The sequence below is a fragment of the Sphaerospermopsis kisseleviana CS-549 genome (genome assembly GCF_028329225.1).
Lineage (GTDB): Bacteria > Cyanobacteriota > Cyanobacteriia > Cyanobacteriales > Nostocaceae > Sphaerospermopsis > Sphaerospermopsis kisseleviana.
In genome coordinates this window covers 23,206-40,603 of record NZ_JAQMTI010000062.1, presented here as the reverse complement: position 1 = coordinate 40,603, position 17,398 = coordinate 23,206, and the positions used below count along the sequence as shown (strand labels likewise).

Genomic DNA, 17,398 nt, shown 5'->3' with positions numbered 1-17,398 from the left:
TGGGTAATGGGTAATGGGTAATGGGTAATGGGTAATTGGTGATTGGTGATTGGTGATTGGGAAAATACAAATAATTTCCCTCTGCTCCCTGCTCCCTGCTCCCCTGCTTCTTCCCCAGTCACCAGTCCCCAGTCCCCAGTCCCCTATTTAACCGTCACCGTTACCAAATCGCTTGATTAAATCTTCAGGACGAAGATTAGAAACAAATTCCCGGAAAGCTTGTTGTTCAGCTTCATCCGCATCACGATCAACGGGAATAGAAGCATCTGCTACCACTTCTTCCATCACCCAAATCGGTGCATTTGTCCGTAAAGCAATGGCGATCGCATCACTAGGACGAGAATCTATTTCTTTTTTTACCTCTCCTTGCTGCACAATTAAAGCAGCGTAGAATGTATCCTTTTGCAAAGAATGAATTATCACCTTTTCTAAGGTCATATTCCATGCTTCCAAAACATTTACCATCAAGTCATGAGTTAAAGGTCTAGGGGGTTTTTGATGCTCCATAGCACCCATAATCGCCCTAGCTTGATCCTGACCGATATAAATTGGTAAAGCCCGACGATCTGAACTATCTTTCAGGAGTACAATCGGACTACGGGTTATGGCATCTAAAGCTATACCAGCGACTCTCATTTCAATCATTGGCCAACCCTCTAAAATCCTTGTATTGCTTGAGTGCTATGTGGCAAAACATACCCTTGATTGGGTTTTTCTAAGACAGAAGTAAACATAGGGCTTTTCTTCTTTATAATCGCTTCTATTAAACTGCTACATAAAACCCAGATAATCTGGACTTTACTCCTGATTTTATTGGCAAAATGAGAGCAGTGTTCCCTCTTTCAGCTTAAACGCCTATCTTTTGGGAAGCGAGTTATAGCCAAATACGAGCAATTATTGTCCGATATGTGGCAGTATATAAGGCTTTATCGGAAAATTAATCTCCACCCGATGACTCCGAACTTGTAGTAAACACCAGAGTAAGTCAAAATGCTCTCCTCAAATCATAATCGTCTTAACCAAGTATGCCTTGAGATTGATGTTAATGTGTGACTGTTCAGCCTTCAAAAAAAACTTCAGAAATTATCTTTAAATGTTTTACGTTTTTGTTCGGAATTATCAGTTGATTTCAGCCAAAATTAAGCAATAGGTGACTGGGGACTGGTGACTGGGGACTGGTGACTGGTGACTGGGAAAGAAAATTTTAGATTTTAGATTGGAATTGACAAAAACAATCCAAAATCCAAAATTGTATTACCAATTACCCATTACCAATTACCCATTACCAATTCTTAGCAAACTTGTAAATAAAGTTAATTTGGCAAAAAATCATGTTTACAGGATTAATTCAAGGATTAGGTAAAATTAAACCCTTATCTAACGATTTGTGGCAGATTACTTTTGTCAGCCACTCGGATGCCATTATGCACGATTTAACTTATGGCGATAGTGTAGCAGTAGATGGCGTATGTCTGACGGTGGAAGAAATTTTAAAAGATGGTTTTATTGCCACTGCTTCACCAGAAACCCTGCGTCGTACCACTTTAGGGAGAGAAGAAACCCAAGCCAGATATGTCAACCTAGAAACGTCGCTGCGAGTGGGGGGTAAGGTAGGAGGTCATTTTGTCATGGGTCATGTAGATGGGATGGGTGAACTCATTTTAGCGGAACAGACAGCGACCTCTTGGGAAATGACTTTTGCAGTACCAGAGGCGATCGCTCGTTATATCGTCCCTAAAGGTAGCATCGCCATCAACGGTATCAGTCTCACTGTAGCCACCTATCAACCTGAACACTCACAGTTTACAGCAGCCGTCATTCCCCTCACATACTCGGAAACAAACCTGAGTTGTTTAAGTTCTGGTAGTTGGGTAAACTTAGAAGCCGATATCCTGGGTAAATACGTGGAAAAATTCATTTCCCCAGGCAAAACACCACATCAAGAGGACATTACACCCGCATTCTTAATAGAACACGGGTATTTATAGGTGACTGGTGATTGGTGATTGGTGATTGGTGATTGGGAAAAATATAACTGATTACCCAGTCCCTAGTCACCTGTCACCTGTCCCCTATCTGGCCTGTGCTGTTCTGTTGTTGTACACCAAGTTATTTAAACCTGCTTGTAACTTCACACCGGGGTCAACAGCAACCCAACCGTTGGGTGTGAGGTGACGGACTTCAAAATGCAGGTGAGGTCCTGTAGAGTTACCAGTGCTACCAACTCGACCGATCACCATTCCTGGTTCTACCCACTGACCAGGACGAACTAAGATGTCTGACATATGAGCGTAGAGAGTTTGTTGGGCAGAACTGTGATTAATAATCACGGTTAAACCGTAACCACCAATCCAGTCAGCGGTTTCTACTTGACCTCTAGCTGCTGCTAAAATTGGTGTACCTGTGGGCGCTCCTATATCTGTACCTGCATGGAAACGGCGATCGCCAGTTATAGGATGTATCCGCCAACCAAATAAAGAAGTTACAGGCGCAGCAAAAGATAAGGGAAAAGCTACTCCCGAACTACCACCACGGTAAGCATAAGCAAAGGTGTTACTGTAAGGAACTTGTGGTAAAACCGCTGCCAGGGCAAAATCATAAGATACATTACTTGGACGTGGTGCTATATTATCCTCTGCCATTGGCGCGGGTAAACTGCCAAAGCTGGGGGCGATGGGTGTAGCATTGACGGTTGTAGTTGGGGAAAACTCGCTGGGTTGAGGAATAAACCGATTCGGACGATAGGCGGTTTTTGTAGAACTGCTAGTATTTGTTTGGGCAGTACGCCAACTTTGATTATTATTGACAGCAGTAGCAACCGTTTTCACTACATTGCGGGCTTGTGAGTTAGACTGAGCCGCTACTTGCGGTGTTTTTGGTGTTTTTTCTAAACTAGCGGTTTCACTTTTTTTGATCCAACTAGGTGCTGATTTTTTGGGTGCATCAGCTACGGTAGGGGTATCAGTGGCTTTTTTACCACAAGCACCAGCAGCAATTTCTCTTTTAGAAAAAACTGCTTCACAACCGCTAGACCTTTCTGTAACAACTACAGAACTGGGTGGTTCATAGTTGTTAGTTGCAGTCCCATTGTATTCGGTGGGGTCAATCTGGGTGTTATTGTAATCTTTGGTTTTCCTCGCTGTGGCGCTGCCAGTATCCCCAGCATTATTATTTGCTGGTTTAGCTACTTCTGCGGGTTTCTCAGGTGCTGAGTTAACAGAAGTCTCTGGTTTTTTCACCTGTGACGTTTCCGCTTTCGGTTGAGAAGTTTTAATGATGACAACAGGTTGAGAATTTTCTGCTTTTGGTTGAGACTGTCTCAACGGTTCTGCTGTTTGGGAAACTTCTTTATTGTTGAGTTTCTTTTTCAGTCTGGCTCTGCGTTCAGCAAAATCTGGTGTTGATTTTACTGCTTCTGGGGCAGCAGTTTCTTTTGTTCCTGTCTCTGCAACTGCTGTCGGTTGGGAACTTTCAATAGTGGGAACAATGTTATCTACTGATGATTCCGTTTGAGCCAACACAAAACCACCACTTAACAGGCTAACACTACTCAACCAAGTCAGGGCTTGGGCTGGTAATGTAGAAGCAAAGCGTTTTGTTGTTAAACTTTGAGTTCGCTTATTATTCAAGCGGTTATGGGCAGATTTATGAGGCTGCGTCATTTTTTCTCTCAGTTGTGTGTAATAAGTTTAAAGAAGATGATGTGCTTAAAAAGTTAAACAGAAATTAAACAGAAATTAACACCGAAGATTAAGAGTAACCCAAACTGATTGTACCGGGTTCTACAGAAATTTCTGCTTTTATCAGTTCTGTCCTATTATATTCAGCCATTTGTAAGCGGAGATTTCCTTCGGGTGTCACCCCAACTACAGTGCCTAAGAGATTATTGACATACACATGATCACCAATGTTTGTCAGTAAATGCAGATACCGAGACAGTAGTATGCTTATTCCTTCGTTGTTTAGACACTCTAGACCGGACTGTATTCCCAGTAAAACTTGAGCAGTGAGCATTTCTAGCCCAGAAATAGCTTGATCATTCTGGGTAGTTTGCCAGGATTTTAAGTTGATGCCAGTTTCTGGTACTGGGTTAGCCCAGTTTATACCAACACCAATCACAGCTTGGGTAATATGCCCTTGAAAAACCCTGGTTTCTGTTAAAATACCGCCTAGTTTGCGACGATTTAATACTAAATCATTCGGCCATTTTATTCCTACTGTTATGCCACACTTTCGTAAGTGTGAAGCAATTCCCCAAGCACTAGCTAAGGTTAGTTGATAGCTATTGGTGACTTCTAGTTGAGGAGCGATCGCCATTGAAAGGTATAAACCACCCGCAGGAGATAACCATTGTCTTCCCCATTGTCCCCTACCTGCGGTTTGTTGGGTGGCAATCACTACAGATCCTGGTTTTGCTCCTTGGGCGATCAAGTCCCATACCATTTGATTAGTTGACGGGAGACTGTCAAAAATGTGTAGAGAAAATGGTATACATGGTTGCTTACGCCCTAAGTGTAAGAAATTTTCTAAAAGTTGCCGATCAAATTCCACAGTTATTCCCCTAAATCCCGTTGATCAAGTTAGCATTGATTGGCGGTTTTGTATTTTTTGTTTGGGTTTGTTTGAAAATGCACACTTGGCACTGGCACAATTGGGAAGGTCTACCTTACCTGACTTGTAATCTTTTGACACCTTGGCCTCATGGTTTTTTTACCCAGCAGTTTTGGCCACGTCCACCGCAGGAGTTAACACAGGTACTGCAACCAGAAGCTGCTGCTTATCGTTTAAAACAAGTTCACGGTAATACTGTTTTGACTCCCCAAGAGGTAGATGAACATTTAAACAACAGCAATGATGAGTTGGCGTTAGCAGATGGTTTAATCAGTGAAAAACCTTTACAGGCTGTTTGGGTGGCTTCTGCTGATTGTACACCGGTGCTGATTGGGGATGTCAAAATCGGACAGGTAGCGGCTTTACACGCGGGTTGGCGGGGTACAGCAGCGCAGATTGTTCCCCAAGCCATTAAAAAGATGCAATCTCAAGGTAGCAAACTGGAAGATTTACGCATTGCTATGGGTCCTGCGATCGCAGGTGAAGTTTACCAAGTTTCCGTGGAAGTGGCTGCGGAAATTGGAAGCACTATTATACCACATAATGACCCAGAAAAAATAGTTGCTGCTTTACACGATTTACCTGATTCACCTTTATTACCGGATGCAGAACCGGGAAAGGTGCGTTTAGATGTGCGTCGTGTTAATGCTTTGCAGTTAGAGCAGTTGGGGTTTAGTGGAGAACAAATTGCGATCGCTCCTTACTGTACCTATCAATCTCCTGAACACTTCTTTTCTTATCGTCGAGAAAAGGAGAAAAAGGTGCAATGGTCAGGAATTGTTAGTTTATCTTAATTTCCTGTCAGTAGTAACATAATGTTTGATGTGTTACCGTTGTATTGAGCATGGCATTAGCATTTCTATTTAGGGTTTGCTGAAAAAGTTATCTGTGAAAGCTAGGTGACAGGTGACAGGTGACAGGTGCTACGCCACGGTGACAGTTTCAAGAGTTGGATAGGAACGATTTTTTCTTTAAGAGGGTTTTGTGTTACCCTGCTTTCTTCTCTAGTATCTGTCACCTAGTTTATCCCCAAACTATTTGCAAATTCAAAACAAACCCCGGTAAAACATCTTCACCTGATAATTCTTGAGGAAATTCTAATACTTCCACTGGTTTACCAAGACGATAAATTTCCACTTGACGCATTTTACGATTAATCAACCAACCTAATCTTACTTCATTATTGATATACTCCCGCATTTTTTCCTGAGTTTCTTCTAAACTATCACTGGGTGACATTAACTCTAAAACAAAATCGGGTGCGATTGGTGGAAACTTTTCCTGTTCTTCCAGTGTGAGTGCATCCCATCTTTCTTTTTTTATCCAAGCTACATCAGGAGAACGGTTTGCACCATTGGGAAGTTTAAAACAGGTGGAAGAATCAAAACAAACTCCTAGTTTATTTTGACGATTCCAAAAAACAAAATCTGCCGAAATTTCAACATTACGTTTTCCCGTTCCTCCTCCTGTGGGTGACATAATCTGTATTTCTCCTTTTGCATTTCTTTCAAATTTAACTTCAGGATTTTCTCGACACAATTGATAAAATTGATGGTCTGTGAGTTGGATAATAGGATTTAAGTTGACGGTGATCGCTGTCATAATTATCTCTGGGGATATCTCTGGGAATATATATCAACTCGGATCTCAATAATAAATGAACTTGGTATGATTTGGTTATGCTATTTAAGAAAATTTACTTTAAAGCATCCTTTAATAAATCCCTATGCAAAAACGCCCCATTTACCAAAGATTGTATTTTCTCCGATGACAAAGCATTACCATTTTGATAAAAATCTAACCAATTTTTACTAATTAAATCTACATCATCGGGGATATTTTCTAAATCCCATCCAGGTATTTGTAAATCTTCCATTAATCTGTTTATCTTGGGATCATAACTCAATGCAAAACAACGACAACCTTCACTAGCAGCCATAATTAAACTATGTAGACGCATTCCAATAACCATATCTACACCCTGAAATGCACCTTTTAAAATTTCCGGTGCTTCTAAACAAAGAATCTGACTATTATCTGTTAATTGCAGTTGAATTTTTTCGGCAATTCCTAAATCTTCGCTTTTTTGAAATGGTAATATTAAAATAAAGGCTTGGGTAGCTGTTTGTAACTCTACCAAAGCACGAGTTAAATTTGCTAATCTAGTTTCTGTAAGTTGGGGATGATTTCTTAAAGTAACTGCAATTCTTGGTTTTGGTAAATCTGCTAATTCTGCTACTGACTGCGACTTTAATGCCCAAACTGGATCAGGTGCAAGAATATGTGGTATATTCCAATTTGATAATAAAGCCGAACTAGAGCGATCGCGTACACTGACTTGAATACAACCAGCAAAATTTCGCTTTGCTAACCAGCGAGTTTGCGGACGCAATAAAGGTCCTATTCCCTGTCCCCAAGCTATAGTTTTTAATTTTAGGACTTGAGCGATCGCCATTAATCCGCCATAATAAAAAGGGCTAATGGTACTAGTCACATCCTGCATTAAACTACCACCACCCCAAATGAACGCATCACAGGAACGTAAAGCTTGAATTACCTGTAAAAACGCCATGCGGTTGTAACTTTCCACACCATAACGCCGACTCGTTTCTTCAGGATTTCCAGAAAGCACTACAGGGGTGACATGAGGTGGTAACATTTGCAAAAGTGTAGCTAACAAAGCTTCATCACCACCATTACCTTTGCCGTAATACCCAGATAATAAAACACGCATCTTCAATAATTTTGGATTTTGGATTTTGGATTTTGGATGTTAGATGTTGGACTTAGGCCGTAATCATGGAAAAATAAACCGCAAAGGACGCAAAGGACACAAAGGAAAGAGGGTTTGTGAGGTATTCTACGTAAGTCCTGATATTTTAGATTTTGGATTACCAATTTTTTAAGTGGTTATCTACAACTGACAACTAATAGACAACTAATAACTGATTACTGACTATTATGCACGCCCTTTCGATTCCCACCTGGATTATTCACGTTTCTAGTGTTATTGAATGGATAGCCGCTATTTGGTTAATCTGGAGATACGGTGAACTGACAAAAAACCGTAGTTGGTGGGGATTGTCCTTTGCCATGTTACCAGCTTTAATCAGTGCTATGTGTGCTTGCACTTGGCATTATTTCGACAACCCCGAATCCCTAGAATGGTTAGTCACCCTCCAAGCTACCATGACATTAGTGGGTAATTTTACCCTTTGGGCGGCAGCAGTGTGGATTTGGCGTTCTACCAAGTCTGCAACCAAAATTGAAGCAAAAACCATCAAATCAGAACCATGATATCAAAAGAAACCCTCTTTGCCCTTTCCTTGTTTCCCTATTTGGGTTTCTTGTGGTTTATTAGCCGTAGTCCGCAAATGCCACGTTTAGCCCTATATGGATTTTACGGTACTTTAGTATTTGTCGGTATTACCATTCCCGCCGGCATCTATGCCAAAGTTGCTTATGGAGAAGCTTTAGCCAATATAGACTGGTTACATGGAGGCGCTGAAGTATTTTTAACCCTCGCTAATATTTTAGTCGTCTTAGGTTTTCGCCAAGCAGTACAAAATTTAGGGAATAAGGAATAGGTGATAGGTGACAGGGGGAGCGAAGCGATTTTGTGAGATCGGGTTTTAATTCTCAATTAAATTACCTAATTCTCAATAAAAACACATTTTCTGCCGCGATCGCACCCCTAAATAGGGGTTGCTGAATAAACTGAAAACCACGATGAATAAAGAGTTTGAGGGTGAATACCTATGTGCAGATGATTTTTTGTCTCTCTACCCCCCCTCACAGGGGTAGGTTTTTAATATGATCTGTGAAGGCAAGACCAGGAAGACAAGGAAGATTTTATACGGACAATGGTTTTTTGACGGACTATTTTTGTGACTAAAAATACAGACTTTGTACTGTTTTCCTCCCTTGTCACCTTGTCCACCTTGTCCACCTTGTCCACCAAGTCTTGCCCTGACGACAATGTAAAATACCTACCCTTGTGAGGTTAGGGGGGATCTCAATTCCTAACCAAAAATACACCCGCTACGCGCAGGAACATTCAAATCAACACTCTGATTATTCCACTTTATTTCCCCATTTCCAAACAATAAATTTTGCAATTTATTTTCTAATTTCCCACCATCAAAACTCACTGTAACCGACTCCTCACCCACATTTACTGCAATCATTAACTCCTCATTTTCCCAAATTCTTATAAACACATACAGCGTACTTTCCGCATAAATAACTTGATAACTTCCCACCCTCAAAGCTTGATATTGATTACGTAAAGAAATTAATTGTTTATGGGTTTTCAAAATTTGCAAATTCCAATTAGCTTCTAAAGGAAAACCACGACGACAATCAGGATCTAAAGCACCTGGTAAACCCACTTCATCACCATAATATATACTAGGCGCTCCCGGAAAAGTCAATAATAACAAAGTTGCTAATTCTAAAGATGCAACATCACCACCTGCAATAGTTATTAATCTCGCTGTATCATGACTTGCTAATAAATTCAGTTGTGTAAGTTGAATTTCCCAAGGATAAAGTGTCAATAAGTCCTCTATTTTCTCCGCATATTCAGCAGCAAATAAAGGTGGAAAAGGTTGATAATCACGTCCCTTTACCATTTCTAAATCTACACGGTTTCCCGCAGTAAAAGCAATAGTTGGACCTGTAAATAAATAATTCATTACCCCATCAAATTGCCTTCCATCCAACCACTGACGGGAATCTGTCCACACTTCTCCGACAATATAAGCATCGGGATTTATGGCTTTTACTCTACTTCTAAATTCTTGCCAAAAACCAGGAGTTTTTATTTCAAAAGGTACATCTAAACGCCATCCATCAATACCAAATTTAATCCAATATTCGGCAATTTCCATAATATATTCCCGCACTTCTGGGTTATCATGATTAAACACTGGTAAAGAACGAATACCCGCCCAACTTTCATAATTTGCAGGTGCATCACCCGTATAAGGTGCAAGTGGCCAACCTTGAATTTTAAACCAATCTACCCAAGGTGAATGAGGTCCATTTTCTAATATGTCGTGAAAAAAGAAAATCCCCCGACTCGCATGATTAAAAACCCCATCCAACACAATTTTAATATTACGTTGATGTGCTGCATCTAGCAATTCTTTAAATGCTGCATTTCCTCCCAATAAAGGATCAACTTGATAATAATCATGGGTGTGATAACGGTGATTACAAGCAGATTGAAAAATGGGAGTAAAGTAAATAGCGTTAACGCCTAAACTTTGAATATAATCTAATTGTTCTAAAATCCCCCATAAATCCCCACCTTTATAACCTTGGAGTGTGGGGAAAGCATCCCAATCTTCCCATTTTGGATCATTTAATAAACGTTTCCGGGGTTGTGTACTTTTAGCGAATCTATCGGGGAAGATTTGGTAAAAAACCGCGTGTTTTACCCAGTCTGGTGTGTGAATTTGCATATCTACTAATAAATTATGAAATTGTCGATATATCTAATAAATTCTCCCAAACTAGGAACACAATTGACAAGTTTAATATATATAAATTCATAATCTAAATTAGCTGCTAGTCTATTCAGTTGTTTTTCACTCTTATTGTAACCTTTGCCGACATGATTATAAATTTGTTTGATGTCATCTGAAGGTTTAAGTCGTGCTTCCATATCATCGGTTTGAGGATTAAAACCAAAAAGTTCCTCAATTCTATCAGGTGTTAAGCTGGAATCTATTTTAATAAAATGATTATATTCTGCTAAAAACCATGCTTCTATTTCCATCACAGCAAGCACTATATTTACAGTAATTGAACCTTTGGGTAAAGAATAATTCAAACCTCTTTGCAGTTTGAATTTTTCAGCTATGGGTATGGGGTAAACATCTCTTAATCCTATTACTCTCTCATAACCAGCAGTAGTAAGAAAATTATATTGGTCTCTCATGTCGGAAACGACACTTTCATCACGACAAGAGTTATAAATTAAAACATAAAATTTTGTTGCAGAAGTAACAGGATCTTTCATTATTACTTGAGCAGAGTTGCTTTTTTCCCTAGATTTAATTTCTATGGATATATGTAATTTACCAGCAATTTCTGTTAATAACTTTTTGACAAAAATTTGTTCAGTTTTCCCCTCCACAAAAATAGCTAATTTTTTCACTGTTCTATATTCTCCTCATTACCAAATCCCTCTAGATAGAATTGGGTTGCAAAGAAATCAAAATTATTTAAACCAGTGAATTTAAAATCATCAAATATTTCTTTTGAATTATGTATATTATGAAGTTTGGCTAATCCTGGTTGTCTCTCAATAACTGACCAATATTCTAAAGGAACACCATTCATAATAAATCGATCATTCGTGGTCATAATTAACTGAACTAATCCTTTTTCTGCTTCAGCTTTACTAACAAGTAACTTAATCATCGCTGATGCTCTTTCAAAATCGAGTCCTTCACCAATATCATCTATTAAAATACAACTAGGTTTTTTAGCTAAGAGTGAATAGTTTACTTGAATTATGAGAGATAATGCTCTAAACATACCTTGAGACATAATTGATTGTTCAGTTTGATTTTTTAAATCACTTTCCTGAACATAAAGATATTGATATTTTCCGTCTGGCAAAGATAGTTTATCTCCTTTAAAAATCGAAGTTGATGGAGTTTTCAATCCCAATTCATTTATTTTGTAACCTAGATATAACATATCGGATTTTATAGATGTAATAAAACTTTCTCCTAGCTCTTCCTCTCCTCTTTTAAAGATAGCAATTACATTGTCTTTATTTTTGAAGTCTATATTTCCTTTGAGTAAAGAAAAACTTTCATTATTAATTTCAAGCAGACTTTTTCTACCTAAATCCGTTCCAAATTCGTAATATCTCAATGAGTTTGCCCAATTGTAAATTTCCTCGAAAAAAGGATGTTGAATAGAATCTCTACGATTAAAAGCAGCAACTTCACTAGGCGGTGTTTGAAAATCAATTTCCTGATCTAATTGTACAGCCTGAATTTTACCTTTTCCTGATTCATCTCTATTCAGGTAAGATTTAGCTCCTATCGTGTAACTCTCTTTAATTACTTGTCCATTCTCAGCTTTTAAGATGTAGACTTTTTTCTCATCTGTGTGATTAATATCAAAGGTTAGCTTCCACTCTCTTAACCTACCATCCAGCCTACTCAGTCTTTCTTCACCAGCTAAAAAATCCGCTATAAACTTAATAGTTCTGAGGATTCTTGATTTTCCAGAGGCGTTTTTACCTACAATTAAGTTTATATCACCTAGTTGGCAATTTTTTAAACGCCATTTATTTTCATCTTGATAATATTCAACTAAATCTAATCTCATAAATGTTTGATTTCTTACAATTTATTCAGGTAATCAGGGTTGATTATATCCCTTTAGTAATGATACTGATTCTTATCCTACAAGAAAACATTAACCTGTGATTGAGTTTTTCTTGTTGATTAACCCAATATTATCAGCTTCATCGTTTGCAGAGCGATATTCCCACCCAGAAAAACTACAATCAAAGTAAAAGCTCAAAGTAAAAGCTATGGAAATCGCCATGTCTTTACCTAAAACACCTTCCCCCACCCTATATGAAACCGACTACCTGCAATGGATAGAAACAACCTTGTCTAAATTACAAAATCAGGACTACACCAATGTAGACTGGGAAAACCTGATTGAAGAAATCGCTGATATGGGAAGGAGTGAACGCAAAAGTCTTAAAAGTAATCTGATTGTAATTCTGCTGCATTTGCTTAAATGGCAATTTCAACCGAACCAGAGAAGCGGTAGCTGGGAAAGCAGCATCATTGAACATCGCAGACGTGTACAAGAATCACTCCAGGATTCTCCCAGTCTCCAACCCTATCTAGAGGAAATTTTTACAGAATGTTACACACAAGCAGTCAAGCAAGCAAAAGCTGAAACAGGTTTACCAAGAGAATCTTTTCCTGTGATTTGCCCATATCATCTACAACAAGTCATCAGTGATGATTTTCTACCTGATTAACAAAATCTATCCATTATTAATACATTAGTTCTATTTTACTGGTTTGAACCCAATCTCAAAAATTCTTCCTCAAGATTCTTTGATCCCCCCTTATCAGTTGCCACTGATAGTCCTAAACTGTAGGTGAGAGTTGAAAGGCAGTCTGGAGAAATTTTGTGAAAAAAGTTTTAGCAATCATTCTTGGTGGAGGTGCGGGTACACGACTGTATCCCTTAACCAAACTCCGCGCTAAACCCGCAGTACCCGTAGCTGGGAAATATCGCTTAATAGATATCCCAATCAGTAACTGCATAAATTCAGAAATCTATAAAATCTACGTTCTCACACAATTTAACTCAGCCTCTTTAAATCGCCATATTACCCGTGCTTACAACTTCGGTGGCTTCAGTGATGGGTTTGTAGAAGTGTTAGCAGCACAACAAACTCCAGAAAACCCCAACTGGTTCCAAGGTACAGCCGATGCTGTACGTCAGTATCTCTGGATGTTACAGGAATGGGATGTAGACGAATTTCTGATCCTGTCTGGTGATCACCTTTACCGCATGGATTACCGTCAGTTTATCCAGCGTCATCGGGAAACCAACGCTGATATTACCCTTTCTGTGATTCCCATAGACGATCGCCGCGCCTCCGATTTTGGTTTAATGAAAATTGACAACTCTGGTAGGGTGATTGACTTTAGCGAAAAACCCAAGGGTGACGCTTTAGCCAAAATGCGCGTTGATACAACCATCCTGGGGTTAACCAAAGAACAAGCTGAATTACAACCATATATCGCCTCAATGGGCATATATGTGTTCAAAAAAGATGTTTTAATCAAACTGCTGAAAGAATCTTTAGAACGGACTGATTTCGGTAAAGAAATTATTCCTGATGCCGCTAAAGATCATAATGTTCAGGCATACTTATTTGATGATTACTGGGAAGACATCGGAACAATAGAAGCATTTTACAACGCCAATTTAGCCCTGACTAAGCAGCCTCTTCCACCCTTTAGCTTCTACGATGAAGCAGCACCAATTTACACCCGCGCTCGTTACTTACCACCTTCTAAATTATTGAATTGCAATATTACAGAATCAATGATTGGTGAAGGTTGTATTTTGAAAGACTGCCGGATTCAACATTCAGTTTTGGGAGTGCGATCGCGGATTGAATCAGGTTCTGTAATTGAAGAAACCCTGATTATGGGTTCAGACTATTACCAACCATCGGTAGAACGTCAATGTAGTATAGAACAAGGTGATATTCCCGTTGGTATTGGTACAGATACCATTATTCGCCGAGCCATCATTGATAAAAATGCCCGCATTGGTCATAATGTGAAAATTATCAACAAGGATAACGTCCAAGAAGCTGAACGGGAAAAACAAGGATTTTATATCCGTAGTGGGATTGTAGTTGTTCTCAAAAATGCCGTGATTCCTGATGGAACAGTTATTTAGTCTGGTGATTGGTGATTGGTGATTGGTGATTGGTGATTGGTGATTGGTGATTGGTGATTGGGAAAATACAAATAATTTAATTTCTCCCCATCTCCCCATCTCCCCATCTTCCCTATTCCCAATGACTAAACTACTTTTACTAATTGGTGTTCCTGGTAGCGGTAAATCAACATTGGCTGCACAATTACTAACAGAATGCCCTCAGATGCAACTCATTTCTACAGATGCTATCCGGGGGCAGCTTTTTGGTTCTCAAGCCACTCAAGGTCCTTGGTTTTTGATTTGGCAAGAAGTTGAAAGACAGTTTCAACAAGCCACTATTGCCAATATACCCACCATTTTTGATGCTACTAACGCCCAAAGAAGAAATCGCCGGGAAGTTATAGAATTAGCCCGTCACACTGGTTTTACTCACATTACTGGTATATGGGTAAGAACTCCCGTTTGGTTATGTTTAACACGCAATAAAAAACGCGATCGCCAAGTTCCAGAAGACGTTATTTTGCGAATGCACCGCCAACTTTGGGATGCTCCCCCCAGCTTAGATGAAGGACTAGACGACATAATTTATAAGTAAGGTGGGGTGATTGGTGATACAATTTTGGATTTTTGATTTTTGATTTTGGATTATTTTTGTCATCTCCAATCTAAAATCTAAAATCTAAAATCTAAAATTTTCTCCTCCTGCCTCCTCAAGAGTACGGTAATTGCGCTGGCACTATGAGCGACAACCACACTGGATTTTTGCTATTCTTTGCTAATTTAGGATCATCATCCTGTTTCCGGGCATTAGACCAGGCAAACAGTAAATCTCAACATCTTAGAAAAAAACATAACTTAACTTTACCTAAATTTTTACAGGAGGCTGGTAGATGGCTGCAACCGATTTTAAAGACTATTACTCAATTTTAGGAATTACTAAAACTGCCACTCCAGAAGAAATTAAACAAGCTTTTCGTAAATTAGCCCGCAAATACCATCCCGACGTTAACCCCGGTAATAAACAAGCAGAAGCAAAATTTAAAGAAGTTAACGAAGCTTACGAAGTTCTCTCTGACCCTGATAAACGCAAAAAATATGATCAATACGGTCAATATTGGCGGCAGGTAGGAGAAGGTGGTTTCCCTGGTGGATCAGGGGTAGATATGAGCGGTTTTGACTTTGGTCAATACGGCAGTTTTAATGATTTCATTAATGATTTATTTGGTGGTGCAGGACCACGCACCAACAAACAAAGTTATTCCTATCGTACCTCTACAGGTAAACCAGGTACAGGTTTTGGCGGTTTTAATGATTTTGGTTTTCAAGATATGGGCGGTGCTGCTGCCCAAGATAGTGAATATACGATTAGTCTCACTTTTGCTGAAGGATTCGCAGGAGTGCAAAAACGGTTTAGTCTAGGTAATGAAACTATAGATGTTCGTATTCCCGCAGGTGCAAAAACCGGTACTCGCTTGCGGGTGCGGGGTAAAGGTCAAGTTAACCATAGCACTCAACAACGGGGAGATTTATATTTAAAGGTGGAACTGCAACCCCATTCTTTTTTCCAATTTGAAGGTGATCATCTTCTTTGTGAAGTACCGATAACTCCTGATGAAGCTGCTTTAGGTGCTTCTATTGATGTTCCTACTCCTGATGGTAGTGTGAATGTTAAGTTACCAGCAGGGGTGCGTTCTGGTCAGTCTCTGCGGTTACGTGGTAAGGGTTGGCCTTTGGCTAAAGGTGGACGCGGTGATCAATTTGTGAAAGTGGCGATCGCACCCCCCAAAGACCTCACCCCACAGGAGCGAGAATATTATGAAAAACTCCGCTCTATTCGTACCTACAACCCCCGCAGTCATTTAGCACAGGTGAAGTTGTAAGGAGTTAGGAGTCATTCTGACTCCTATCATTAAATTGTGTTAGTAATTTCTCGATACTGGCATTATGTTCTAAAAAAGAAAATAGATGTCTGTAACTTAATTTCCCATCTTTATCTAATACAAACTGCGCTGGTAAGGGCGCTCCTAATGCTTGCCCTGTGTGATATGTTCTAAAAATATGACAACTAGGATTTATTAATAAGGGCATTTTTAATCCTAAGTCTCTTACTACTGCTTGACTTTGGTGTTTATCTGTGCTGGTGATCATTAAAATTTCTATACCCCGTTTTGTAAATTCCTCATAATTTTCATTTAATGCTTTAATATGAGGATAACAAAAAGGACAATATTGTTTTTCTGTAAAAATTCTTGTAAATGCTAAAATAACAGGCTGTTGACCACGATAATCTGATAATTTGATTGTGCGATTATTGGTAACATCTGTTAATTTAAAGTCAGGTGTTAATATTCCCAATCTTAAATCATCGAGTGCTGGTTTGGGTAACAAATTGCGGAAAAATCGCTCGTTCAATAAACCTGTAAAATCTGTAGATGTCAACATAAATAATTAAAAGTTAAAAGTTAAAAGTTAAAAATTAAGAATTGGTAATGGGTAATGGGTAATTCAATTTTGGATTTTGGATTTTGGATTTTGGATTGTATTTGATGAACTCCAATCTAAAATCTAAAATCTAAAATCTAAAATTTTCTTCACCAATCACCAATCACCAGTCCCCAATCACCTACACTGCTGCGAAGTAAACTTTAGACTTCACAGGATCGGGAATCATTGTTTTTTCTCCGGGTTGCCAACCAGCAGGACAAACTTCGTCTGGGTGAGATTGAACGTGCTGAATAGCCTGTAATGTACGCAATGTTTCATCTACACTGCGACCAAATGCTAAGTTATTAATGGTAGAATGTTGAATTACACCATCTTTATCAATGATAAACAAACCACGCAAAGCAATACCAGCTGCTGGATCGAGAACGTTATAGTCTGCACTAATTTCTTTCTTGATGTCGGAAACTAGGGGATAATTTAAGTCACCCACACCCCCAGATTTACGATCTGTTTGAATCCAAGCGAGGTGAGAAAATTCACTATCTACAGAAACACCTAAGATTTCTGTATTAAGATTCTTGAATTCTTCGTAGCGATCGCTGAATGCTGTGATCTCGGTGGGGCAAACAAAGGTAAAGTCTAAGGGGTAGAAAAACAGGACTACATACTTGCCGCGATAGTCAGAAAGTTTGATGGTCTTAAATTCTTGATCTGCTACAGCTGTTGCTGTAAAATCGGGAGCCTGTTGACCAACACGAAGACATCCATTATTGAGTGACATTTAACCTAGTTCTCCTTGAGTTTTATATCCATTTTTTGGCGTGGGTATCTGGGTTAGATCAACCATTCCTCCACGCTCATCACAGTTTAGTTACAATCTGTTACG

At 39.2% G+C, this 17,398-nt stretch carries 18 protein-coding genes; 8 read left to right on the top strand and 10 right to left on the bottom strand.

Annotated elements, in window-relative coordinates:
• Positions 1–147: 147 nt before the first annotated feature.
• Positions 148–645, bottom strand: a complete 498-nt coding sequence (locus PN497_RS04385; protein WP_096572152.1) for a bifunctional nuclease family protein — start codon at positions 643–645, stop codon at positions 148–150.
• Between the two features lie 686 nt (positions 646–1,331).
• Between PN497_RS04385 and PN497_RS04380 the strand changes: the two genes are divergently transcribed.
• Positions 1,332–1,988: a riboflavin synthase gene (locus PN497_RS04380; protein ID WP_096572151.1), complete on the top strand. Its 657-nt coding sequence runs from the start codon at positions 1,332–1,334 to the stop codon at positions 1,986–1,988.
• A gap of 84 nt (positions 1,989–2,072) precedes the next feature.
• Here PN497_RS04380 and PN497_RS04375 read toward each other — a convergent pair whose 3' ends face one another.
• On the bottom strand, positions 2,073–3,662 hold the full coding sequence (locus PN497_RS04375) for a peptidoglycan DD-metalloendopeptidase family protein (protein ID WP_096572150.1): 1,590 nt from the start codon (positions 3,660–3,662) through the stop codon (positions 2,073–2,075).
• An 88-nt stretch (positions 3,663–3,750) separates the two neighbouring features.
• Positions 3,751–4,551 (bottom strand): biotin--[acetyl-CoA-carboxylase] ligase, encoded by an 801-nt coding sequence (locus PN497_RS04370; RefSeq protein ID WP_096572149.1) that lies wholly within the window; start codon positions 4,549–4,551, stop codon positions 3,751–3,753.
• A 77-nt stretch (positions 4,552–4,628) separates the two neighbouring features.
• Between PN497_RS04370 and pgeF the strand changes: the two genes are divergently transcribed.
• Entirely contained in the window at positions 4,629–5,405 is a 777-nt protein-coding gene (gene pgeF, locus PN497_RS04365) for a peptidoglycan editing factor PgeF (protein WP_096572868.1), read from the top strand.
• Positions 5,406–5,634: 229 nt separating this feature from the next.
• Here the strand turns inward: pgeF and PN497_RS04360 are convergent, their stop codons facing one another.
• Positions 5,635–6,213, bottom strand: a complete 579-nt coding sequence (locus PN497_RS04360; RefSeq protein WP_096572148.1) for a Uma2 family endonuclease — start codon at positions 6,211–6,213, stop codon at positions 5,635–5,637.
• 94 nt (positions 6,214–6,307) lie between these two features.
• Complete coding sequence (csaB, locus tag PN497_RS04355; protein ID WP_096572147.1) at positions 6,308–7,345, bottom strand: polysaccharide pyruvyl transferase CsaB; 1,038 nt, start codon at positions 7,343–7,345, stop codon at positions 6,308–6,310.
• 227 nt (positions 7,346–7,572) lie between these two features.
• Between csaB and PN497_RS04350 the strand changes: the two genes are divergently transcribed.
• Together PN497_RS04350 and PN497_RS04345 are read left to right on the top strand one after the other, a co-directional pair.
• On the top strand, positions 7,573–7,908 hold the full coding sequence (locus PN497_RS04350) for a DUF2499 domain-containing protein (RefSeq protein ID WP_096572146.1): 336 nt from the start codon (positions 7,573–7,575) through the stop codon (positions 7,906–7,908).
• Positions 7,905–8,198: a DUF3593 domain-containing protein gene (locus tag PN497_RS04345; RefSeq protein ID WP_096572145.1), complete on the top strand. Its 294-nt coding sequence runs from the start codon at positions 7,905–7,907 to the stop codon at positions 8,196–8,198. The genes PN497_RS04350 and PN497_RS04345 overlap by 4 nt, the downstream gene beginning before the upstream one ends.
• Positions 8,199–8,633: 435 nt before the next feature.
• Here PN497_RS04345 and PN497_RS04340 read toward each other — a convergent pair whose 3' ends face one another.
• Genes PN497_RS04340 through PN497_RS04330 form a run of 3 tightly spaced genes read right to left on the bottom strand, consistent with a single transcriptional unit; the run spans position 8,634 to position 11,967 of the window.
• Positions 8,634–10,079: a glycoside hydrolase family 13 protein gene (locus PN497_RS04340; protein ID WP_096572144.1), complete on the bottom strand. Its 1,446-nt coding sequence runs from the start codon at positions 10,077–10,079 to the stop codon at positions 8,634–8,636.
• 5 nt (positions 10,080–10,084) lie between these two features.
• Complete coding sequence (locus PN497_RS04335) at positions 10,085–10,777, bottom strand: DUF4276 family protein (RefSeq protein ID WP_096572143.1); 693 nt, start codon at positions 10,775–10,777, stop codon at positions 10,085–10,087.
• Positions 10,774–11,967, bottom strand: coding sequence for an ATP-binding protein (locus PN497_RS04330; protein ID WP_096572142.1), 1,194 nt, complete (start codon positions 11,965–11,967; stop codon positions 10,774–10,776). Before PN497_RS04330 ends, PN497_RS04335 begins: the two co-directional genes overlap by 4 nt.
• Positions 11,968–12,175: 208 nt before the next feature.
• On the opposite strand from PN497_RS04330, the gene PN497_RS04325 reads away from it, so the two are divergent.
• The 4 genes from PN497_RS04325 (at position 12,176) to PN497_RS04310 (ending at position 15,947) form a co-directional block, all read left to right on the top strand.
• A complete protein-coding gene (locus PN497_RS04325; protein WP_242052647.1) occupies positions 12,176–12,640 on the top strand; it encodes a DUF29 domain-containing protein in 465 nt (154 codons plus the stop codon).
• A 155-nt stretch (positions 12,641–12,795) separates the two neighbouring features.
• On the top strand, positions 12,796–14,085 hold the full coding sequence (locus PN497_RS04320; RefSeq protein WP_096572140.1) for a glucose-1-phosphate adenylyltransferase: 1,290 nt from the start codon (positions 12,796–12,798) through the stop codon (positions 14,083–14,085).
• Positions 14,086–14,206: 121 nt separating this feature from the next.
• A complete protein-coding gene (locus PN497_RS04315) occupies positions 14,207–14,662 on the top strand; it encodes an AAA family ATPase (protein WP_096572867.1) in 456 nt (151 codons plus the stop codon).
• 295 nt (positions 14,663–14,957) lie between these two features.
• Positions 14,958–15,947, top strand: a complete 990-nt coding sequence (locus tag PN497_RS04310) for a DnaJ C-terminal domain-containing protein (protein ID WP_096572139.1) — start codon at positions 14,958–14,960, stop codon at positions 15,945–15,947.
• A 4-nt stretch (positions 15,948–15,951) separates the two neighbouring features.
• Here the strand turns inward: PN497_RS04310 and PN497_RS04305 are convergent, their stop codons facing one another.
• On the bottom strand, positions 15,952–16,509 hold the full coding sequence (locus tag PN497_RS04305) for a peroxiredoxin family protein (RefSeq protein ID WP_096572138.1): 558 nt from the start codon (positions 16,507–16,509) through the stop codon (positions 15,952–15,954).
• A 181-nt stretch (positions 16,510–16,690) separates the two neighbouring features.
• Complete coding sequence (locus PN497_RS04300; protein WP_096572137.1) at positions 16,691–17,293, bottom strand: peroxiredoxin; 603 nt, start codon at positions 17,291–17,293, stop codon at positions 16,691–16,693.
• Positions 17,294–17,398: the final 105 nt, after the last annotated feature.